This is a genomic window from Streptomyces sp. RKAG293, assembly GCF_023701745.1.
Lineage (GTDB): Bacteria > Actinomycetota > Actinomycetes > Streptomycetales > Streptomycetaceae > Actinacidiphila.
The window spans coordinates 2,559,594-2,581,447 of record NZ_JAJOZB010000001.1; the positions used below are offsets into that span (position 1 = coordinate 2,559,594).

General features: G+C 74.1%; 16 protein-coding genes and 1 riboswitch. Of the genes, 13 read left to right on the forward strand and 3 right to left on the reverse strand.

The window, feature by feature from the left end; all coding sequences use genetic code 11:
- Positions 1 to 52: 52 nt before the first annotated feature.
- From LNW72_RS11300 to LNW72_RS11310, 3 genes are all read right to left on the reverse strand, one after another.
- Entirely contained in the window at positions 53 to 1,441 is a 1,389-nt protein-coding gene (locus LNW72_RS11300) for a hypothetical protein (RefSeq protein ID WP_250975276.1), read from the reverse strand.
- An 89-nt stretch (positions 1,442 to 1,530) separates the two neighbouring features.
- Positions 1,531 to 2,646, reverse strand: coding sequence for an alpha/beta fold hydrolase (locus tag LNW72_RS11305; RefSeq protein WP_250975277.1), 1,116 nt, complete (start codon positions 2,644 to 2,646; stop codon positions 1,531 to 1,533).
- A 111-nt stretch (positions 2,647 to 2,757) separates the two neighbouring features.
- Positions 2,758 to 3,405 (reverse strand): class II aldolase/adducin family protein, encoded by a 648-nt coding sequence (locus tag LNW72_RS11310; RefSeq protein WP_250975278.1) that lies wholly within the window; start codon positions 3,403 to 3,405, stop codon positions 2,758 to 2,760.
- Positions 3,406 to 3,521: 116 nt separating this feature from the next.
- Between LNW72_RS11310 and LNW72_RS11315 the strand changes: the two genes are divergently transcribed.
- The 13 genes from LNW72_RS11315 to cobJ all read left to right on the forward strand — a co-directional run bounded on the left by LNW72_RS11315 (position 3,522) and on the right by cobJ (position 21,850).
- A complete protein-coding gene (locus LNW72_RS11315; protein WP_250975279.1) occupies positions 3,522 to 4,913 on the forward strand; it encodes an FAD-dependent oxidoreductase in 1,392 nt (463 codons plus the stop codon).
- Positions 4,914 to 5,101: 188 nt separating this feature from the next.
- Positions 5,102 to 6,358 carry an inorganic phosphate transporter gene (locus tag LNW72_RS11320; protein WP_250975280.1) on the forward strand — a complete coding sequence of 419 codons (1,257 nt, stop codon included), beginning with the start codon at positions 5,102 to 5,104 and terminating at the stop codon, positions 6,356 to 6,358.
- Between the two features lie 25 nt (positions 6,359 to 6,383).
- The gene (locus tag LNW72_RS11325; RefSeq protein ID WP_250975281.1) at positions 6,384 to 6,617 is read left to right on the forward strand and encodes a hypothetical protein; all 234 of its coding nucleotides are present in this window, start codon (positions 6,384 to 6,386) and stop codon (positions 6,615 to 6,617) included.
- A 149-nt stretch (positions 6,618 to 6,766) separates the two neighbouring features.
- A riboswitch (cobalamin riboswitch) is annotated at positions 6,767 to 6,895 on the forward strand.
- Positions 6,896 to 7,022: 127 nt separating this feature from the next.
- A complete protein-coding gene (locus LNW72_RS11330) occupies positions 7,023 to 7,985 on the forward strand; it encodes a cobalamin biosynthesis protein (protein WP_250975282.1) in 963 nt (320 codons plus the stop codon).
- On the forward strand, positions 7,982 to 9,583 hold the full coding sequence (locus LNW72_RS11335; protein WP_250975283.1) for a cobyric acid synthase: 1,602 nt from the start codon (positions 7,982 to 7,984) through the stop codon (positions 9,581 to 9,583). The genes LNW72_RS11330 and LNW72_RS11335 overlap by 4 nt, the downstream gene beginning before the upstream one ends.
- Entirely contained in the window at positions 9,580 to 13,227 is a 3,648-nt protein-coding gene (cobN, locus tag LNW72_RS11340; RefSeq protein WP_250975284.1) for a cobaltochelatase subunit CobN, read from the forward strand. Before LNW72_RS11335 ends, cobN begins: the two co-directional genes overlap by 4 nt.
- Positions 13,224 to 15,236, forward strand: a complete 2,013-nt coding sequence (locus tag LNW72_RS11345; protein ID WP_250975285.1) for a putative cobaltochelatase — start codon at positions 13,224 to 13,226, stop codon at positions 15,234 to 15,236. Before cobN ends, LNW72_RS11345 begins: the two co-directional genes overlap by 4 nt.
- Positions 15,236 to 15,832, forward strand: coding sequence for a cob(I)yrinic acid a,c-diamide adenosyltransferase (cobO, locus tag LNW72_RS11350; protein WP_250975286.1), 597 nt, complete (start codon positions 15,236 to 15,238; stop codon positions 15,830 to 15,832). Before LNW72_RS11345 ends, cobO begins: the two co-directional genes overlap by 1 nt.
- Positions 15,829 to 17,214, forward strand: a complete 1,386-nt coding sequence (locus LNW72_RS11355; RefSeq protein ID WP_250975287.1) for a cobyrinate a,c-diamide synthase — start codon at positions 15,829 to 15,831, stop codon at positions 17,212 to 17,214. The genes cobO and LNW72_RS11355 overlap by 4 nt, the downstream gene beginning before the upstream one ends.
- Complete coding sequence (gene cobI, locus LNW72_RS11360) at positions 17,211 to 17,939, forward strand: precorrin-2 C(20)-methyltransferase (protein WP_250975288.1); 729 nt, start codon at positions 17,211 to 17,213, stop codon at positions 17,937 to 17,939. Before LNW72_RS11355 ends, cobI begins: the two co-directional genes overlap by 4 nt.
- Positions 17,936 to 18,736 carry a precorrin-4 C(11)-methyltransferase gene (gene cobM, locus LNW72_RS11365; protein WP_250975289.1) on the forward strand — a complete coding sequence of 267 codons (801 nt, stop codon included), beginning with the start codon at positions 17,936 to 17,938 and terminating at the stop codon, positions 18,734 to 18,736. Before cobI ends, cobM begins: the two co-directional genes overlap by 4 nt.
- A 133-nt stretch (positions 18,737 to 18,869) precedes the next feature.
- Complete coding sequence (gene cbiE, locus LNW72_RS11370) at positions 18,870 to 20,144, forward strand: precorrin-6y C5,15-methyltransferase (decarboxylating) subunit CbiE (protein ID WP_374117406.1); 1,275 nt, start codon at positions 18,870 to 18,872, stop codon at positions 20,142 to 20,144.
- Positions 20,141 to 21,850, forward strand: a complete 1,710-nt coding sequence (gene cobJ, locus LNW72_RS11375) for a precorrin-3B C(17)-methyltransferase (RefSeq protein ID WP_250975291.1) — start codon at positions 20,141 to 20,143, stop codon at positions 21,848 to 21,850. The genes cbiE and cobJ overlap by 4 nt, the downstream gene beginning before the upstream one ends.
- The last annotated feature ends 4 nt before the right edge of the window (positions 21,851 to 21,854 follow it).

Below are 21,854 nucleotides of genomic sequence, written 5' to 3' on the forward strand. Positions count from 1 at the left end.
CGGGTGTTCCCGCCGGGCCGTCGCCGATCGTCGTCGTCCGGTGCCCGAGCGGTCAGGCGCCGCCGGTGTGCACCTGGAAGGCGGCCCTGCGGACGGCCTTGGCGACCGCGGGGTCCGGGTGCGCGGCGGCCAGCGCCACGAGCACCTGGACGGTACGGGGGTGCCCCGCGCCGCGGATCTCCACCAGGAGCGACCGCACCGAGCCCTCCACCGCCGCGTCGAGATGGCTCACGAGCAGCTGGCCCTCGCCGTGGTCGGCGACGGCCGCGGCGGTGTCCACCCACAGCCAGGCGGTCTCCTCGCGGGTCAGCAGTCCCGCGACGGCCTCCGGGTCACCGCCGTCCTGCTCGGCCAGCCACAGCAGCGCGTAGGGCCGCAGCGTCGGCTCCTCGGAGGAGGCGCGGACGGCGGGCTCGGCGGGCGCACCGACCACCCGGAGCGCCTCGAAGGCCAGGCCGCGCAGCAGCGCGTCCTCACCGCGGGCGGTCTCCAGCAGCTCGGCGACGGCCAGGCCGACGGGCCGGGCGGCGAGCCAGGCGCGGTACTCGGCGCGGGCCGGGCCCGGGGAGAGCCGCGCGCAGGCGCGCAGCATCTTCTCCGCGGACTGCTCGATATGGCCGGCCGGGCCCTGGGCGGCCACACAGATCTGTTCCAGCTTGACCCAGACCGCCCAGTTGCCGAGCGGGGTGAGCGCGGCCTCCTGGGTGTCGGAGGAGGCGTCGCGCGGATGCAGCGCCCCGACCCCGGCGACCGCGTCGAGCACCCAGTTCAGCAGGGCGGGCAGCGGGTCGTGGGCACCGTCGGCGGGCGGCTCGTGCCGTTCGGTCCGCAGCTCCGCGACCCGCTGGCGCAGCAGGTCCAGCAGGGTGTCGACCGGTACCGGGCCCGAGGAGAGGTGCAGGAAGGACAGCAGCTGGGGGGTGGCCTCGACGACCTCGGCCACCAGCGAGGGGTCCGCCTCGGCGGGGTCGCCGGGGGGGTGCGCGAGGGACCAGGCGTCGAAGAGCGCGACCCAGCCGCGCAGTACGGCGGTGTTGTCGCGGTCCCAGGCGCGCAGCCGCCAGCCGGGGCGGGCGGCGCCCTGGTGGAGTTCGATCAGGCCCGCGAGCCGGGCCCGGTCCCAGCCGGACCGGATCTGCCGTTCCGTCAACTCCAGCTCGGCGGCTGCCTGCTGGACGTCGGCGTCCGGAAGTATCCCGGTCGGGCCTGCGGTACCGGGTCCCGCTTCGGCCCACCGCGCGAGGCGGACCGTGTCGGCGAGTTCGGCGCGCGCCTGGCGGGCGAGCTCGGACAGCGCGGGGGTGCCCTCGGGCGGCCGCGGCGGGCGGGAGCGCCGCGCTGTCGCCGTGGGGCGGGCGGCGGAGCCCCCCACCGCGAAGGCCAGGGAGGGTCGTCGGGGGACAAGGCGGAGCGGAGTGTCTCGCGAAGTACGGGACGTCACTGGAGCAGTGTCCCGGGTGAGGCCCCAGAATCCCAAACGCGCTCCGGGGCGGCGCCCCTCACGCTGCGCTCCCGGCTCCGCGCCGAGCGCTACATCAGAGGGGTCAGGAAGCGTCGCAGGGCCTCTTCGTACGACGCCGGGTCGACGTTCCACATAGCGCTGTGGGAGGCGCCGGGAACGGTGTGGAGCGTGACCAGATCCGGTCGCTTCGCGGCGAGTTGGCGCGATCCTGACCAGGACGAGAGGGTGTCGTCCGGGCCGTGCACGACCAGCACGGGGACGCTCAGCCGGGCGGGGTCCGCGGCGTCCGCGATACGTTCCGCATGCAGCCCGGTGCGGCCCTCGGCGGCGCGCACGCCGAGCGGTACGAGCGCCCCCGGCACACCGTGGGAAAACGCCGCGGCGCGCACGGTCGATTTCCAGTCCAGGACGGGTGAATCGAGGATCAGCCCGCTGATCCGGTCCCGGAGCGCCGAGTGGTCGGCGGCCCGCAGCGCCATCGTGGCGCCCGTCGACCACCCGTAGAGCACGAACCGTTCGGCGCCGTACTCCGCGGCGTACTTCATCGCCGCGTCGAGGTCGCGCCATTCGGTGTCGCCGAGGTGTCCGAGGCCGTCCGGTGAGGGCGGGGCGCCGGGATCGTTGCGGTAGGCGAGGTCGAGCACCGGGAAACGGTGGCCGTGCAGGGCCGGCAGGACGTTGAGCGGGAGTTCGCGGGTCGCGCCGAGGCCGTGCACGGTGATCACCCACGTCGAGCGGGCCCCGGGGACGAACCAGGCGGGCATCGGACCGAGTTCGCCGGGCACCAGCACCTCGGCGTAGTCCAGACCGAGGGCGCCGCGCGGGTCGCCCGCGTGGACCTGGGCCGTCATCCGGACCCGGGTGCCGGGGTCGAGGGCGCCGCTGTAGACCCGGTCGAGGCGCCGGGCCACCGTGTCCGGCGTCGTCCACAGCACCTCGCCGACCGCGGCGTGCACTCCGTCGCCGGACAGCCCGTAGACGCCCGGCCGCAGGGAGGCCAGGGCGCGGGTCATGCTGACCTGGCCGGGCGCGGTGGCGTGGACGGTGACCCGCTCGTCGGGTTCCGGGCCGTCGGGGGACGGTTTGAGGGCGAGGTCGGACACGTACCGTCCGGCCGCCACAGCGGCCGCGCCGGCACCGAGCACGGTGGTGGTGGCCACGGCCGCCACGGTTCGTATACGCATCGGTTCCAGTGTCGGCGGGGCGGCGCGATGCGGCCAGTGGACAGCGGCCGGCCGTGGCCCCGGGCGGTGGCGGCCGGGCTACGTCAGCCGTGCGCCGTCGGCCGGGCGGTGTCAGCCGGGCTGGCCGTAGCCGCGCAGCCGCCCGCCCGCGTCGTCCAGCTCGGCGTCCGACAGCAGGGCGGGGGTCAGTCCGGGCACCGAGCGGGCGGTGAGCCAGACCTGGCACATCCACTCCAGCTGCGCCGTACGGTCGTACGCTTGATCGAGTGTGGCGCCGTACACGAACGTTCCGTGGTTGCGCATCAGGCACGCGCTGCGGTCCCGCAGGGCCCGCAGCACCTGCGCGGCCAGTTCGTCCGTGCCGTAGGGGGCATAGCCGGCGACCCGGATCCGGCCGCCCATCGCCGCCGCCATGTAGTGGATCGCCGGAAGCTCGTCCACCAGGGTCGAGACGGCCGTGGCGTGCACCGCGTGGGTGTGCACGATCGCCCGCGCGCCCGTGCCGCGGTAGACGGCCAGGTGCATCGGCAGCTCGCTGGTGGGGCGCAGCCGTCCGGAGACCTGCCGGCCGTCCAGATCGACGGCGACGGCGTCGACGGGGCCGAGCCGGTCGTACGGGACGCCGGTCGGCGTCACCAGCACCAGGTCGCCCACCCGGACCGAGACATTGCCGGACGTACCGACCACCAGGCCGTCCGTGACACTGCGCCGGGCCGTGGCCACCAGCTCCGACCAGGCTTTCTCCATGGCATCGCGCATCCGTCGATCCTTACAGGTTGGGCGTTGCCGCGTCCTCGCGGGGCGCAGTAGCGTCCCGCACACCACGGCCGCACACCACGGCCGCACCGGATCGCATCACGGATTGCAGGGGCATCATGACCACCGTCAACGGCGGCATCTCCTTCTGGTACTCGCAGACCGGCATCCCCGTGCCGCGCGAGCCCCTGCCCGGCGACACGACCGCGGACGTCTGCATCGTCGGTGGCGGCTACACGGGCCTGTGGACCGCCTACTACCTCAAGAAGGCCGTGCCGTTCCTGCGGATCACGGTGCTGGAGCAGAAGTTCTGCGGCTACGGGGCGTCCGGGCGCAACGGCGGCTGGCTGTACAACGGCATCGCGGGCCGCGACCGGTACGCGAAGCTGCACGGCCATGACGCCGCGGTCGCCCTGCAGCACGCGATGAACGAGACGGTGGACGAGGTGGTGCGGGTCGCCGCCGAGGAGGGCATCGACGCCGACATCGTCAAGGGCGGGGTGCTGGAGGTCGCGCACTCCCCCGCGCAGCTCGCCCGGCTGAAGGCGTTCCACGCGGCGGAGCTGGCCTTCGGCGAGAAGGACCGGCTGCTGCTGGGCGCGCGGGAGTCCGCGGAGCGGATCCGGGTCACCGGGACCTCCGGCGGCGCCTGGACGCCGCACGGCGCCCGTATACATCCGGTGAAGCTTCTGCAGGGGCTGGCGAAGGCCGTCGAGGCGCTGGGCGTGGTGATCCACGAGTCCACCACGGTGACCGAGATCAAGCCGAAACACGCGATCACCCCGTACGGCACGGTGCGCGCCCCGTACGTGCTGCGCTGCACGGAGGGCTTCACGGCCTCGCTCAAGGGGCAGAAGCGGTCCTGGCTGCCGATGAACTCCTCGATGATCGCCACCGAGCCGCTGCCCCAGCAGGTGTGGGACACCATCGGCTGGGAGGGCCGCGAGACGCTCGGCGACATGGCGCACGCCTACATGTACGCGCAGCGCACGGCCGACGACCGGATCGCGCTGGGCGGCCGCGGGGTGCCGTACCGCTTCGGTTCGCGGACGGACAACGACGGGCGTACGCAGCCGGCCACGGTCGAGGCGCTGCGCGAGATCCTGGTCCGCTTCTTCCCGGCGACCGCCGGCGTGGCGATCGAACATGCCTGGTCAGGGGTGCTGGGCGTGCCGCGCGACTGGTGTGCGAGCGTGGAGCTGGACCGGGCGACCGGGCTCGGCTGGGCGGGCGGCTACGTCGGCAGCGGCGTCGCGACGGCGAACCTGGCGGCGCGGACGCTGCGCGATCTGGTGCAGCTGGACTCGGGTCAGGGCCACGGCACCGACCTCACCGCGCTGCCCTGGGTGGGCCACCGGGTACGGCGCTGGGAGCCGGAGCCGTTCCGCTGGATCGGTGTGCACGGAATGTACGCGGCCTACCGCGGCGCGGACCGCCGTGAGCTGTCCGGGCGCAGCAGTGAAACGGACCCGGTGGCACGCGTCGCGGACCGGATCTCCGGGCGGCACTGAAACGGATTCCGGGGGCGGTGCCGAGCCGGATCCCGGGCGATGGCGCAGCCGCCCCAACACCCGGCATGGCCTGAAGAATCCGGTCCGCGAGGGGCGGCACCATGCAGCCGCCGCCAGTTAACCTTCCGTTCACCCGGACTCCGTACGGTCGCCACCGCCACTGTCCGATCAAACGATTGCCTGGGTACATGGAACACATCACGCTCCTGATCGGAATCGTGATCGTGACCGCTCTCGTGTTTGATTTCACGAACGGTTTCCACGACACCGCCAACGCGATGGCCACCACCATCTCCACCGGCGCACTCAAGCCCAAGACGGCGGTGGCCATGTCCGCCGTGCTGAACCTCGTCGGCGCCTTCCTGTCCGTGGAAGTCGCCAAGACCATCTCCGGCGGCATCATCGACGAGAGCGCGGGGATCCGGCCGGAAGTCATCTTCGCGGGCCTGGTCGGCGCCATCGTCTGGAACATGCTGACCTGGCTGGCCGGGCTCCCGTCCAGCTCCTCCCACGCACTGTTCGGCGGCCTCATCGGCGCGACCCTGGTCTCCGTCGGCGCCCATGGCGTCAACGGCGACAAGGTCGTCATGAAGGTCCTGATCCCGGCGCTCGCCGCCCCGGTCGTCGCGGGCCTGGCGGCGATGCTCGCCACCAAGCTCACCTACCGGATCGGCCGCAACAGCGACCCGAAGGCGACCGCCAAGGGCTACCGGGCCGGGCAGATCGCCTCGGCCGGCCTGGTCTCGCTCGCGCACGGCACCAACGACGCGCAGAAGACGATGGGCGTCATCACCCTCGCCCTGATCACCGGCGGAGTCGTCGCCCCGCACGCCGACCCGCCGATGTGGGTCATCGTCTCGGCCGGCACCGCCATCGCGCTCGGCACCTACCTCGGCGGCTGGCGCATCATCCGCACGATGGGCAAGGGCCTCACCGACATCGAGGCGCCGCAGGGCTTCGCCGCCCAGACCGGCGCCGCGGCCACCATCCTGGCCTCCTCGCACCTCGGTTTCGCGCTCTCCACCACCCAGGTCTGCTCGGGCTCCGTGATGGGTTCCGGTGTCGGCCGCAAGGGCGCGGTGGTCCGCTGGAGCACCGCGGGCCGCATGGTCGCCGCCTGGGGCCTGACGCTGCCCGCCGCCGGCCTGGTCGCCGCCGGTGCCGCGCTGCTGGCCGGCCAGGGCGCGTGGGGCATCGCCGGGGTCGCCGTCCTGGCGCTCGCCGCCTGCACCGCGATCTGGCTCGCCTCGCGCCGCAAGCCGATCGACCACAGCAACGTCAACGAGCTCCCGGTCGAGCCGCAGGGTGCGGTCACCGCCGCCATCGCGGCCGTCAGCCCGCCGCCCGCCGGACCCGTCGCACCGCTCGCCGCGACCATCCCGGCTCCCGCGGCCGTCGCCACCCCCGTCGCCACCCCCGTCGACGCCGCACCGGCCACGGCCTGATCCCGGCCCGGAAGGAATCAGCACCATGCAGATCGACTGGCAGGCCCTCGGTACCGTCCTCGGCGTCACCCTCGCGGTGACCATCGGGCTGGTGGGCGTCTTCACCCTCGGCATCGTCGGGCTCGCCAAGCGCGGGTCCGCCACCGACGGAACGGCCGCCTCCGGCGGTTCCGCCGTCCTGACCAGGACCGGCGCCTACGCGTGCTTCGCGCTCTGCGCGGCGGCGGTGGCGTACGGCATCTTCCTGATCGTCGCCTGATCCTCTTCCGAGCACCGTGCGCCGACGGCGCAGGCCCGCATCCGCGAACCCGCGGGTGTGGGCCTTCGCACATCTTCCGTCGCAGGTCAACAGCGAGTTGACGGGGTTCGCGGCACGTGGTGGACTGCCCGGTGCCATACGGCGGTAGGAGAGGAAGTCCGGTGTGAATCCGGCGCGGTCCCGCCACTGTCACCGGGGAGTGCACCCCCACCAGAACGTCAGCGCCGAGCGATCGGCCGGACGGTCGGGGGTGCGCGGATCCGGGAGCCAGGAGACTCTCAACCGCCGGTCACGTCGAACCAGGGCGCGGACCCTGAGTGAGGACTCCTGCCATGCCCGGCCGCCGTCGTACTCCACCGGATCCCCAGGCCCTGTCCCGTCGAGGCGTGACGGCGGGCTGACACCGTGCGAGCCGGACACGCCTTCGCGTGCGGCGCCGCTCTCGGCCAGCTCGGCGACCTGATCGCGGGCGATCCACGCCGCGGCCACCCGGTCGCCGTGTTCGGCCGCGCCGCGACCGCCGCCGAACGCCGGCTGTGGCGCGACCACCGCGGCCACGGCGCGCTGTACACCGCGCTGTGCGCGGGCGGCGCGACCGCCGCCGCCGCGCTGGCCGCACGGGCCGTACGCCCCTCCCCCGCCGCCACCATCGCCCTGACCGCGGCCGCCACCTGGTCGGTGCTGGGCGGCACCTCGCTGGGCCGTGAAGCGCTGGCCGTCGCCGCGGCGCTGGAGGCGGGCGACCTCGAAGCGGCCCGCGAGCGGCTGCCGAACCTGTGCGGCCGCGACCCGCAGGCCCTGGACGCCGGGCAGATCGCGCGGGCGGTCGTGGAGTCCGTGGCCGAGAACACCTCAGACGCGGTCGTCGGCGCCCTGGTGTGGGGCGCGGCGGCCGGCGTGCCGGGGCTCGTCGGCTTCCGTGCCGTCAACACCCTGGACGCGATGGCCGGTCACAAGTCGCCGCGCTACCGCCGGTTCGGCTGGGCCTCCGCCCGCCTCGACGACGTCGCCGGCTGGCCCGGCGCCCGGCTGACCGCCGTCCTCGCCACGCTCGCCGGACCCGATCCGCGCGGCGCGCTACGCGCCTGGCGCCGGGACGCCGCCGGCCACCCCAGCCCCAACGCGGGCCCGGTGGAAGCCTCCTTCGCGGGCGCACTGGGCGTCCGGCTCGGCGGCACCCTCGCCTACGCCGGCCGCGTGGAGCACCGCGCCGTACTGGGCGCCGGCAACCGGCCGCCCGAAGTCGCCGACATCGCCCGCGCCGTACGGCTCTCGCGCCGCGTCGGCCTGCTGGCGCTGGCGGTCTGCGCCGGCGGACGGCTGGCCGTCACCGCGCTGTCGGCATCCACCGAGGAGGGAACCCGATGAGCGGTACACGCGGCGTGCGCCGCACCGGCGGAGGGCTGCTGGTCGCCGGGACCACGTCCGACGCGGGCAAGAGCGTCGTCACGGCGGGCATCTGCCGCTGGCTGGTCCGGCAGGGCGTGAAGGTCGCGCCCTTCAAGGCGCAGAACATGTCGCTGAACTCGTTCGTGACCCGCGAGGGCGCGGAGATCGGGCGGGCGCAGGCCATGCAGGCGCAGGCGGCCCGGGTCGAGCCGACGGCGCTGATGAACCCGGTGCTGCTCAAGCCCGGCAGCGACAGCAGCAGCCAAGTGGTGCTGCTCGGCAAGCCGGTGGGAGAGATGAGCGCCCGCGGCTACCACGGTGGGCCCGAGGGGTCGTCGTCCGCCGGAGGAACACCGTACGGCGGGAAGCAGTCCACGCTGCTCCCCGTCGTCGTGGAGTGCCTGGCCGAACTGCGGGGCACGTATGACGCGGTGATCTGTGAAGGGGCGGGCAGTCCGGCCGAGATCAACCTGCGGCACAACGACATCGTGAACATGGGCCTGGCCCGCGCGGCGCGGCTGCCGGTCGTGGTGGTCGGGGACATCGACCGGGGCGGCGTCTTCGCCTCGTTCTTCGGCACGACGGCCCTGCTGAGCCCCGAGGACCAGGAACTGGTCTGCGGCTACCTCGTCAACAAGTTCCGCGGCGACGTCTCGCTGCTGGAGCCGGGTCTGGACATGCTGCGCGGGCTCACCGGCCGGTCCGTGTACGGCGTGCTGCCGTTCGCGCACGGGCTGGGCATCGACGAGGAGGACGGGCTGCGGGTCTCGATGCGCGGCGCCGTACGGGAGTCGGTCGTCACCCCGCCGCACGGCGAGGACATCCTGCGGGTCGCGGTCGTCGCCGTGCCGCTGATGTCGAACTTCACCGACGTCGACGCGCTGGCCGCAGAACCGGGCGTCGTCGTGCGCTTCGTCGACCGGCCGCAGGAACTCGCCGACGCCGACCTGGTGGTGCTGCCCGGCACCCGGGGCACCGTCAGGGCGCTGGCCTGGCTGCGCGAGCGCGGGCTCGCCGACGCGATCGTCCGGCGGGCCGCGGAAGGCCGTCCGGTGCTGGGCATCTGCGGCGGCTACCAGATCCTCGGCGGGACGATCGAGGACGAGATCGAGTCGCGGGCCGGCCGGGTGGACGGGCTCGGACTGCTGCCCGTCCGGGTCCGGTTCGCGGCGGAGAAGACGCTGGCCCGGCCGGTCGGCGAGGCGCTCGGCGAACCCGTCGAGGGGTACGAGATCCACCACGGGGTCGCGGAAGTGCTCGGCGGCGACGGGCCGTTCATGACCGGCGACGACGGGCGGGCGCTGGACGGCTGCCGGTCGGGCGCCGTCTGGGGCACCCACTGGCACGGCTCGCTGGAGAGCGACGGCTTCCGCCGCGCCTTCCTGCGCCGGATCGCCGAACAGGCCGGCCGCCGCTTCGTCCCGGCCCCCGACACCTCCTTCGGGACGCTGCGCGAGGAACAGCTCGACCGCCTCGGCGACCTGATCGAAGAACACGCGGACACCGCCGCGCTCATGCGGCTCATCGAGGACGGCGCACCCGCCGGCCTACCCTTCCTTGCTCCGGGGGCACCGTGACCACCGTTCTGCTTCTGTCCACCGCCGACACCGACCTGCTGGCGGCCCGCGCCTCCGGTGCGGACTACCGGATCGGCAACCCGACCCGGGTCGGCCCCGGCGACCTGGCCGCGCTGACCGAGGGCGCGGACATCGCCGTCGTGCGGCTGCTCGGCGGCAAACGCGCCTGGGAGGACGGACTCGCCGCGCTGCGCACGTCCGGCATTCCGACGGTGCTGCTCGGCGGGGAGTCGGTGCCGGACGCCGAACTGATGGCGGAGTCCTCGGTTCCGGCGGGCGTCGTCGCGGAGGCGCTGCGCTATCTGGTCGAGGGCGGCTCGGCGAACCTGGTGGAGCTGGCCCGCTTCCTGTCGGACACGGTGCTGCTGACCGGTGAGGGCTTCGAACCCCCGGCCACCATGCCGCAGTACGGGACGCACGGCGCGTACCCGTTCACCGAGGGCCGCCCGACCGTCGGCGTGCTCTTCTACCGCGCCCACGAACTGTCCGGGAACACCGGCTTCGTGGACACGCTGTGCGCCGCGATCGAGGCGAAGGGCGCCAACGCGCTGCCCGTGTACTGCGGGACGCTGCGCGGCGCCGACGCCGGTCTGTACGCGCTGCTGGGCCGGGCGGACGCGCTGGTCGCGACCGTCCTGGCGTCCGGCGGCACCCGCGCCTCCGACGCCTCGGCGGGCGGCGACGACGAGGCCTGGGACATCGGCGCGCTCGCCGATCTGGACATCCCGGTCCTCCAGGGCCTGTGCCTGACCTCGTCCCGCGCGACCTGGGCGGCCTCCGACGCGGCGCTGTCGCCGATGGACGCGGCGATGCAGGTGGCGATCCCGGAGTTCGACGGCCGGCTGATCACCGTCCCGTTCTCGTTCAAGGAGACCGGCGAGGGCGATGTACCGGTGTACGTCGCCGACCCCGAACGCGCCGCGCGCGTCGCCGGGATCGCGGTCCGGCACGCCGCGCTCAAGCACAAGCCGAACCCGGAGAAGAAGCTCGCGGTCGTCTTCACCGCCTACCCCACCAAGCACTCGCGGGTCGGCAACGCGGTCGGCCTCGACACCCCCGCCTCGGCCGTCGGCCTGCTGGACGCGCTGCGCGGCGCCGGCTACGCCGTCGACGGGTACCCGGACAACGGCGACGAGCTGATCCACCGGCTGATCGCCGCCGGCGGCCACGACGTCGAGTGGCTCACCGAGGAGCAGCTGTCCGCCGCCCCGGCCCGGGTCCCGCTCGCCGACTACCAGCGGTGGTTCGCGACCCTCGAACCCGAGCTGCGCGCGGGGATGCTGGAGCACTGGGGGGAGCCGCCGGGCACCCTCTACCTCGACGGCGAGGACATCGTCCTGGCGTCCCTGCAGTTCGGGAACGTCGTGGTCATGATCCAGCCGCCGCGCGGATTCGGGGAGAACCCGATCGCGATCTACCACGACCCGGACATGCCGCCCTCGCACCACTACATGGCGGCCTACCGCTGGCTCGACAACACGTTCGGCGCCGACGCCATCGTCCACATGGGCAAGCACGGCACCATGGAGTGGCTGCCCGGCAAGGGCCTCGGCCTGTCGGCGGGCTGCGCGCCGGACGCGGTGCTGGGCGAACTGCCGCTCGTCTACCCGTTCATCGTCAACGACCCGGGCGAGGGCACCCAGGCCAAGCGGCGCGGCCACGCCACCGTCGTCGACCACCTGGTGCCGCCGATGGCGCGCGCCGACACCTACGGCGACCTCGCCAAGCTGGAACAGCTCCTCGACGAGTACGCGCTCGTCTCCGACCTGGACCCGACGAAGACCCCGGCCGTCCGCAGCCAGATCTGGACGCTGGTGCGGGCCGCCGAGCTCCACCACGACCTGCACGTCGACGACCAGCCCGGCGAGGACGCCTTCGACGAGTTCGTCCTGCACCTCGACGGCTGGCTCTGCGAGATCAAGGACGTCCAGATCCGCGACGGTCTGCACATCCTCGGCGGCGGCCCCGTCGGCGAGGCCCGGGTCAACCTGGTCCTCGCCATCCTGCGCTCCTCCCAGGTGTGGGGCGGTGTCGGCGCCGCGCTGCCGGGGCTGCGGGCCGCGATGGCCGAGGCGTTCGGCCTCAACGAGAAGGCGCTGCTCGCCGAACCCGGCGCCCGGCTCGCGGTGCCCGCCGCGCTGACGGCGCTGGCCGACGGGCCCGCCAGGACCGCCGCCGACGCCGTCGACCTGCTGGAGACGCTCGCGCGCCGGCTTGCCGGGGCGATGGAGGAGTCCGGCTGGAGCCGGGCCGCGGCCCCCGGGATCGTGACGGAGGTGCTCGGCTCGCCCGTCCAGGACGCCGTGCGGATCCTGGAGTTCGCCGCCGAGGAGGTCGTGCCCCGGCTGGAGCGCACCACCGACGAGATCGACAACATCCTGCGCGCGCTGCGCGGCGGCTATGTGCCGGCCGGCCCGTCCGGCTCCCCGACCCGCGGTCTGGTCAACGTCCTGCCGACCGGCCGCAACTTCTACTCCGTCGACCCGAAGGCGATCCCGTCCCGGCTCGCCTGGGACGTCGGCACGGCCCTCGCCGACTCGCTGCTGGAGCGGCACCTCACCGACACCGGCGGGTACCCGAAGTCCGTCGGCCTGACGGTGTGGGGCACGTCCTGCATGCGCACCCAGGGCGACGACATCGCCGAGATCCTCGCCCTGCTGGGCTGCCGCCCGGTCTGGGACGACGCCTCGCGCCGCGTCACCGGGTTCGAGGTGGTGGGCCTGGAAGAGCTGGGCCGCCCGCGCATCGATGTGACGGTCCGCATCTCCGGCTTCTTCCGCGACGCCTTCCCGCACGTCATCCAGCTCCTCGACGACGCCGTCCAGGCCGTCGCGGAACTCGACGAGCCCGCGGAGTCCAACTACGTCCGCGCGCACGCCGACGAGGACACCGCCGAACACGGCGACCGCCGCCGCGCGACGGCCCGCATCTTCGGCTCCAAGCCGGGCGCGTACGGGGCCGGCCTGCTGCCGCTGATCGACGCCCGCAACTGGCGCTCGGACGCCGACCTCGCCGAGGTCTACGCGGTCTGGGGCGGCTACGCGTACGGCCGCGGCCTGGGCGGCCGCGCGGCGCGCGGGGACATGGAGCAGGCGTTCCGCCGCATCCAGGTCGCCGCGAAGAACGTCGACACCCGCGAGCACGACATCGTCGACGCCGACGACTACTTCCAGTACCACGGCGGCATGGTGGCGATGACGCGCCACCTGACGGGCGTCTCCCCCGCCGCCTACGTCGGCGACAGCGCCACCACCGACCAGGTCAAGACCCGCACCCTGGGCGAGGAGACCCACCGCGTCTTCCGCGCCCGGGTGGTCAACCCCCGCTGGATGGCCGCGATGCGCCGGCACGGGTACAAGGGCGCGTTCGAGATGGCCGCGACCGTCGACTACCTCTTCGGGTACGACGCGACGGCCGGCGTGGTGGACGACTGGATGTACCAGCGGCTCGCGGCGGAGTACGTGTTCGACAAGGAGAACCAGGACTTCATGAAGAAGTCCAACCCCTGGGCGCTGCGCGGCATCAGCGAGCGGCTGCTGGAGGCCGCCGACCGCGGGCTGTGGGCCGAGCCCGACCCGGAGACCCTGGACCGGCTCCGCGAGATCTATCTGCAGCTCGAAGGCGACCTGGAAGGCGACTCATGAGCACCCCGTATCCGTTCACCGCGATCGTCGGGATGACCGACCTGCGGCTCGCGCTGCTGCTGAACGCCGTATCGCCGGCGGTCGGCGGTGTGCTCGTGCGCGGTGAGAAGGGCACCGCCAAGTCGACGGCCGTGCGGGCGCTCTCCTCGCTGCTGCCGGACGTCGCCGTCGTCGGCGAGTGCCGGTTCTCGTGCGATCCGGCCGCCCCGGACCCGGCGTGCCCGGACGGCCCGCACGCGGTCGGTGCGGGCACCGCCCGCGCCGCGCGGATGGTGGAGCTGCCGGTCGGCGCGTCGGAGGACCGGCTGGTCGGTTCGCTGGACATCGAGCGGGCGCTGTCCGAGGGCAAGAAGTCGTTCGAGCCGGGGCTGCTGGCCGACGCGCACCGCGGCGTGCTCTACGTCGACGAAGTCAACCTGCTGCACGACCACTTGGTCGACCTGCTGCTGGACGCCGCGGCCATGGGCGCCTCCTACGTCGAGCGCGAGGGCGTCTCCGTACGGCACGCGGCCCGCTTCCTGCTCGTCGGCACCATGAACCCGGAGGAGGGCGAGCTGCGCCCGCAGCTCCTCGACCGGTTCGGGCTGACGGTGGAGGTCGCGGCGTCCCGCGAGACGGACGAGCGCGTCGAGGTCGTACGGCGCCGGCTCGCGTACGACGAGGACCCGGCGGCGTTCGCCGGCAAGTGGTCGGGCGACGAGGACGCGCTGCGGGCGCGGATAGTGGCGGCGCGGGCGCTGCTGCCGTCCGTGGTGCTCGGGGACCGTGCGCTGCGCCAGATCGCGGCGACCTGCGCGGCGTTCGAGGTCGACGGGATGCGCGCGGACATCGTGATGGCGCGTACCGCGACCGCGCTGGCGGCGTGGGACGGGCGGACCGAGGTCATCGCGGAGGACGTCCGGCAGGCGGCGCTGCTGGCGCTGCCCCATCGGCGGCGCCGCAACCCGTTCGACGCGCCGGGCCTCGACGAGTCGAAGCTCGACGACACGCTGGAGCAGAACAGCGGCGGCCCGGACCCGGAGGACGACCCGGACCCGGACGGCCCCGACGACGGCGGCGGGCAGCCGCCGGAGGGCGGTCCGGACGACGGGCCGCAGGACGGGTCCGAGGAGGGTCCGGAGGAGGGTTCCGCGCCCGACGAGTCCGCCGGGCAGCAGCAGGGCGGGTCGTCGGGCGGTGGCGAGCAGAGTGCCGCTCCGGCGGGCGAGCCGTTCAAGACCAAGGCGTTCACCATCCCCGGCATGGGCGAGGGCGCGGCCGGACGCCGGTCGCGGGCCCGGACCGCGCACGGCAGGACGACCAGCGCCCGGCGGCCGCAGGGCCAGTTGACGAAGCTGCATCTGGCGGCGACGGTGCACGCGGCGGCCCCGCACCAGCGGGCGCGCGGGCGCAGCGGTCCCGGTCTGGTGATCCGGAAGGACGATCTGCGGCAGGCGGTGCGGGAGGGGAAGGAGTCGAATCTGGTGCTGTTCGTCGTCGACGCCTCGGGCTCCATGGCCGCCCGGCAGCGCATGACCGCCGTCAAGGGCGCCGTCCTGTCGCTGCTGATGGACGCCTACCAGCGGCGCGACAAGATCGGGATGATCACCTTCCGCGGCGCGGACGCCGAGCTGGCGCTGCCGCCGACGTCGTCGGTCGAGGCGGGCGCGGCGCGGCTGCGGGTGCTGCCGACGGGCGGCCGGACGCCGCTGGCGGCCGGGCTGCTGAAGGCGCGCGAGGTGCTGCGGATCGAGCGGCTGCGGGACGCGTCCCGCCGGCCGCTGCTGGTCGTGGTGACGGACGGACGGGCGACCGGCGGACCCGAACCCGTCCAGCTGGCGTCGCGGGCGGCGCGGCTGCTGAACGCCGAGGGCGTGGCGTCGGTCGTCGTCGACTGCGAGTCGGGTCCCGTGCGGCTCGGCCTGGCGGGCGCGCTGGCGCTCGACCTCGCCGGGACCGCCGTGACGCTGGAGGAACTGCGCGCGGACACCGTGTCCGCGCTCGTACGTGATGTGCGGAGGGCCGCGTAATGCCGCAGGGACAGCCGAGCAGCGTGCCGGACGACGGGCTCACGACGCGCCAGCGCCGCAACCGGCCGCTGACCATCGTTCACACCGGTATCGGCAAGGGGAAGTCGACGGCCGCCTTCGGGCTCGCGCTGCGCGCCTGGAACCAGGGGTGGCCGATCGGGGTGTTCCAGTTCGTCAAGTCGGCGAAGTGGAAGGTCGGCGAGGAGCGGGCGCTGCGGGTCCTCGGCGACTCCGGCGAGGGCGGCACCGTCGCCTGGCACAAGATGGGCGAGGGCTGGTCCTGGGTACAGCGCGACATCGCCGACAGCGAGGAAGCGGCCAAGGAGGGCTGGGAGCAGGTCAAGCGGGACCTGGCCGCCGAGACGTACCAGCTGTACGTGCTGGACGAGTTCGCGTACCCGATGCACTGGGGCTGGGTGGACACCGACGAGGTGATCCAGGTACTCAACGACCGCCCCGGCACCCAGCATGTGATCATCACCGGCCGCAACGCGCCGGAGAAGCTGGTCGAGGCCGCCGACCTCGTCACCGACATGACGAAGGTCAAGCACCCGATGGACGCGGGCCAGAAGGGCCAGAAGGGCATCGAGTGGTGACGTCCCTCCCCCGTCTGGTCATCGCCGCGCCCTCCTCGGGCAGCGGCAAGACCACCGTGGCCACCGGGCTGATGGCGGCCTTCACCGGGGCCGGCCTCGCCGTGTCCCCGCACAAGGTCGGCCCCGACTACATCGACCCGGGCTACCACGCGCTCGCCACCGGCCGCCCGGGGCGGAATCTCGACGCCTTCATGTGCGGCCCCGAACTGATCGCCCCGCTCTTCCTGCACGGTGCGGCCGGAACGGACCTGGCGGTCGTCGAGGGCGTCATGGGCCTGTACGACGGGGCCGCCGGGCAGGGCGAACTGGCGTCGACCGCACATGTGGCGAAGCTGCTGCGCGCACCGGTGGTGCTGGTCGTCGACGCCTCGTCGCAGTCGCGGTCGGTGGCCGCGCTGGTGCACGGCTTCGCGTCCTGGGACCCGGAGGTGCGGGTCGCGGGCGTCATCCTCAACAAGGTCGGTTCCGACCGGCACGAAGCGCTGCTCCGCGAGGCGCTGGACGAGTCCGGCGTGCCGGTTCTCGGCGCGCTGCGCCGAGCCGAACAGGTCAGTGTCCCCTCCCGGCACCTGGGCCTCGTCCCGGTCGCCGAGCGCAGCGCCGACGCGGTCGGCGCGGTGCGGGCGATGGCGGCCCAGGTCCGGGCGGGCTGCGACATGGAAGCGCTGCTGGCTTTGGCGCGCAGCGCCCCGAGCCTGGACGCCGCCCCATGGAACCCTGCGGGGCTGTTCCCCAGGCCCGCCCCTTCCCGAAGTCCTCAATCGCCGGACGGGCTGAATTCAGCCCCCGTGGTCGCTGTCGCGGGCGGGCCCGCGTTCACGTTCTCGTACGCGGAGCACGCGGAACTGCTGACGGCCGCCGGAGCGGAGGTCGTGACCTTCGACCCGCTCCGGGATGAGGCCCTTCCCGAGGGCACCGCCGCCCTCGTGATCGGTGGCGGCTTCCCCGAGATGTACGCCCCGGAGCTCTCCGCCAACGAACCCCTCCGCAAGGTCGTGGCGGAACTGGCGGCCTCCGGGGCGCCCGTCGCCGCCGAGTGCGCGGGGCTGCTCTACCTGGCGCGGGAGCTGGACGGCAAGCCGATGTGCGGCGTGCTCGACGCGACCGCGCGGATGTCGGAGCGGCTGACCCTCGGGTACCGCGAGGCGGTGGCGGTCTCGGACAGCGTGCTGGCGGAGGCCGGCACCCGCGTGCGGGGGCATGAGTTCCACCGCACGGTCATCGAGCCGGGCGCGGGCGCCACGCCCGCGTGGGGGGTGACGCGGCCGGAGCGCCGCGTCGAAGGATTCGTCCACGGGGGCGTGCACGCCTCGTATCTGCATGTGCACTGGGCCGCGGTTCCGAGCGTGGCCCGAAGACTGGTGGAGAGGTGTTCCGAATGAGCGGGCGGCTGATCGGGGTCGGGGTGGGCCCCGGCGATCCGGAGCTGGTGACCGTCAAGGGTGTGAACGCCCTGCGGGCGGCGGCGGTGGTGGTCGTCCCCGTGATGGACACCCTCGAACGCGGCAGGGCCGAGGCGACGGTGCTGCACTACGTGGAGCAGGAGAAGGTGGTCCGGATCGTGTTCGCGCTGAACGAGCGGACCGACCGGGCACGGCGCGAGGCCGCGTGGGACGCGGCGGGCGGGCAGGTGGCCGAACTGCTGCGGACGCACGGCACGGTGGCGTTCGCGACGATCGGCGACCCCAACGTCTACTCGACGTTCACGTATCTCGCGCTGACCGTCGGGGAGCTGGTCGACGGCGTCGCCGTCGAGACCGTCCCCGGCATCACCGCGATGCAGGACCTGGCCGCGCGCAGCGGTGCGGTGCTGGCCGAGGGGACCGAGCCGCTGACGCTCGTGCCCGTCACGGCCGGGGCGGCGGTGCTGAAGGAGGCCCTGGAGGGGCCGGGCACCGTCGTGGCGTACAAGTTCGGCCGGCTGGCGGAGGAGGTGGCGACCGCGCTGCGGGAGACCGGCAGGACCGAGGGCGCCGTGTGGGGTTCCGCGCTCGGGCTGCCCGAGGAGTCCATCCGCCCCGCCTCCGAGCTGCTCGAAGGCCCGCTCCCCTATCTCTCGACACTGATCGCTCCCGCCCGCCGGGACACCCGTGGAGGCAAGCTGTGACCGGCAAGGTGACCATCGTGGGGGCGGGGCCCGGCGCCGCCGACCTGCTGACGTTCCGGGCGGCCCGCGCCATCGCGGCCGCCGACATCGTCATCTGGGCCGCGAGCCTGGTGCAGGCGGAAGTACTGGAGCACGCCCGTGAGGGCGCGGAGATCCTGGACTCGGCGACGATGTCGCTGGAGGACGTCGTCGCGGTCTACGAGCGGGCGCAGGCCGAAGACCTGAAGGTGGCGCGGATCCACTCCGGCGACCCGGCCCTGTGGGGCGGTACGCAGGAGCAGGTCGACCGGTGCGACACGCTCGGCATCGAGGTCGAGATCATCCCGGGCGTCTCGTCCTTCTCCGCGGTCGCGGCCATCGCGCAGCGCGAGCTGACGATCCCCGAGGTCGCGCAGTCCGTGATCCTGACCCGGCTGGGCGGCGGCAAGACGCCGATGCCGCCGGGCGAGGAGGTACGGGAGTTCGCCCGGCACGGCACGACGATGGCGCTGTTCCTGTCGGCCGCCCGGTCGGGCCAGCTGGTCACGGAGCTGCTGGAGGGCGGCTATCCGACGGAGACGCCGGTCGTGATCGCCTACCAGGCGACCTGGCCGGAGGAGCTCGTGCTGCGCTGCACGATCGCGACCCTGGAGGAGACGGTCAAGGAGCACAAGCTCTGGAAGCACACCCTCTTCCTCGTCGGCCCGGCGCTCGCGGCGTCCGGCACCCGTTCGCACCTGTACCACCCGGGGCACTTCCACGGTTTCCGCAGGGCGGACCCGGCGGCCCGGCGCGCGTTGCGCGAGTCCAAGGCGTAAGCCGCCCCCACCAGCCACACGACCCCGGAAGGAAGGGACGGCCTTGAGCCGGACGCCGTACGAGCCGTACGCCCAGCCCGGCCCTCGCGAGCCGGAAGCGCCGCGTACCGCCGGCCCGCCCGCGCCCGGCGCGATCACCGTCATCGGCACCGGCACCACCAGCACGAGCACCGGCACGAGCACCGGCGCCGACGGGTCCGCCACGGCTCCGGCCGGTGCCACGCTCGTCGTCGGCGCACGGCGGCATCTGGAGGCGGCGCGGCTGCCGGCCGGCGTGGAGCGGATCGTCCTCGGCCCGCTCGCCCCGGCCCTCGACGGCATCGAGCGGCACCTCGGCTCGCTGGACCACCAGGACCGGCGGGTGACGGTGCTCGCCTCCGGTGATCCGGGGTTCTTCGGCATCGTCCGGGCCCTCGGGGCGCGTTTCGGCCCGGAAGCCCTGGACGTCCACCCGTCCTCCCCCTCCATCGCGGTGGCCTTCGCCCGGCTCGGACTGTCCTGGGACGACGCGGTCGTCGTCAGCGCGCACGGCCGCGATCCGCGGACGGCCGTCAACGTGTGCCGCGCGCACCCCAAGACCGCGGTGCTGACCGGTCCCGGGGCCGGGCCCGCCGAGCTGGGCGCCGCGCTGGCCCGGACCGGTATCGAGCGCACGCTGGTGGTCGCGGCGGCCCTCGGCACGGCGGACGAGACCGTCGAGCGGGTCTCCCCCGCCGACGCCGCCGTCCGCGACTGGACGGGGACCGGTGTGAGCGTCGTGCTCTGCCTGGACGAGGCGCGGGTGCTGTCGCCGGTCCAGCGGATCGTCGCGGGACCGCCGCCCGCGCCGGCCGGATGGGCGCTGCCCGAGGAGGCGTTCGGGTACCGCGACTCGATGATCACCAAGTTCGAGGTGCGTGCCCTGGCCCTGTCCCGGCTCGCCCCGCGCACCGGTGACCTCGTGTGGGACATAGGAGCCGGATCGGGTTCCGTGGCCGTGGAGTGCGCGCGCTTCGGCGCCGCGGCGGTCGCCGTCGAGCAGACCCCCGACGGCATCGAGCGGATCCGGGCGAACGCGGCGGCCCATGGTGTGGACGTACAGATCGTGCACGGCGCCGCCCCGACCGTGCTGTCCCAGCTCCCGGACCCGGACGCCGTCTTCATCGGCGGCGGCGGGCGCGACCTGCCCGCCATCGTCGGTGCCTGCGCCAGGCGCGCCCGGCGGACCGTGGTCGTGACCCTCGCGGCCGTCGACCGCGTCGGCGACGTACGCGCCGCCCTGTCCGCGGCCGGTCTCGAACCGGACGGTCTGCTGCTGCAGTCCTCCCGGCTGGCACCGCTGCCGGGTGGCGTCACCCGGCTCGCCGCCAACAATCCCGTATTCGTCCTGTGGGCCACCCGGCCCGGCACCGAAGGAGCAATTCTGTGATCGGCCTGATTTCCGCCACCTCGGCGGGGCAGCGCGGCTGCGAACACCTGGCCGCCGCCTGGCCGGACGAGGTCCGGGTCTACGACGGGCCGGTCCGCGAGGCGGTCGGCCGCGCCTTCGCCGAATGCGAGCAGCTGGTGTGCTTCCTCGCCACCGGCGCCGTCGTCCGCCTGATCGCCCCCCTGCTGCGGGGCAAGGACACCGATCCGGGCGTCGTCACGGTGGACGAGACGCACCAGCACGCGATAGCCCTGCTGGGCGGCCACGGCGGCGGTGCGAACGAGCTGGCGCAGCGCGTCGCCGACGCACTGGGCTGCCGTCCGGTGATCAGCACCGCCACCGACGCCGCCGGGGTGCCGGGACTCGACATGCTGGGCTGGCCCGTCGAAGGCGCGGTCGCGGCCGTCAGCCGCGCGATCCTCGACGGCGACCCCGTACGTCTGGACACCCCCCATGGCGTCCACCCCCTTCCTGCTCTGCCACCCAACGTAACCGCCGCCACTGACAGTGACGTCTCACTGATCGTCACCGACCGTGTGACCGGCGCCGATACGTCCGCCGGAGCCACCGTGCTGCTCCGCCCGCCGTCACTGGTGGTCGGTGTGGGCGGCAGCCGGGGAGTGCCCGCCGACGAGGTGCTGACGCTGATCGGGAGCGCCCTCGCAGACGCCGGTCTTTCGCCCCGCTCGGTCGCGGCGCTGGCGACCGTGGACGCGAAGGCGGACGAGGCGGGGATCGTCGAGGCCGCCGAGCGGCTCGGGGTGCCGCTGCTGACGTACACCGCGGACCGGCTCGCCGGGATCGGCGTACCGAACCCGTCGGACGCTCCGCTGGCCGCCGTCGGCACTCCGTCCGTCGCCGAGGCGGCGGCGCTCGCGGCGGCACCGGGCGGCGAACTGCTGGTGCCCAAGCGGAAGTCCGCGCCGCCGGAAGGTCCCGCGATGGCGACCGCCGCCGTGGCGCGGCGCCGTCCGCGCGGCCGGCTCTCGGTGGTCGGGCTCGGTCCCGGCGCACGTGATCTGCTGACCCCGCGGGCCCGCGAGGAGCTGCGCCGGGCGTCGGTGATCGTCGGCCTGGACCAGTACGTCGACCAGATCAGGGACCTGCTGCGGCCCGGCACCCGGATCCTGGAATCCGGTCTGGGCGCCGAGGAGGAACGCGCGCGTACCGCCGTGGAGCAGGCCCGCGCGGGCCATGCGGTGGCCCTGATCGGCAGCGGTGACGCGGGGGTCTACGCGATGGCCTCCCCCGCGCTCGCCGAGGCCGCGGACGACATCGACGTCGTCGGGGTCCCCGGGGTGACGGCCGCGCTCGCCGCCGCCGCGATCCTGGGTGCGCCGCTGGGCCACGACCATGTGTCGATCAGCCTGTCGGACCTGCACACACCGTGGGACGTCATCGAGCGCCGGGTCCGGGCGGCGGCCGAGTCCGATCTGATCGTCACCTTCTACAACCCCCGCAGCCGCGGCCGCGACTGGCAGCTGCCGAAGGCGCTGTCGCTGCTCGCGGAGCACCGGGAGCCCGGTACCCCGGTCGGCGTCGTGCACGCCGCGTCCCGGCCGGACGAGCGCAGCGAGGTGACGACCATCGCGGCGCTGGATGTGACGACGGTCGACATGGTGACCGTCGTGACCGTCGGCAACACCGCCACCCGCAACGTGGCCGGCCGCATGGTGACCCCGCGCGGCTACCGGTGGCAGGCATGACCGG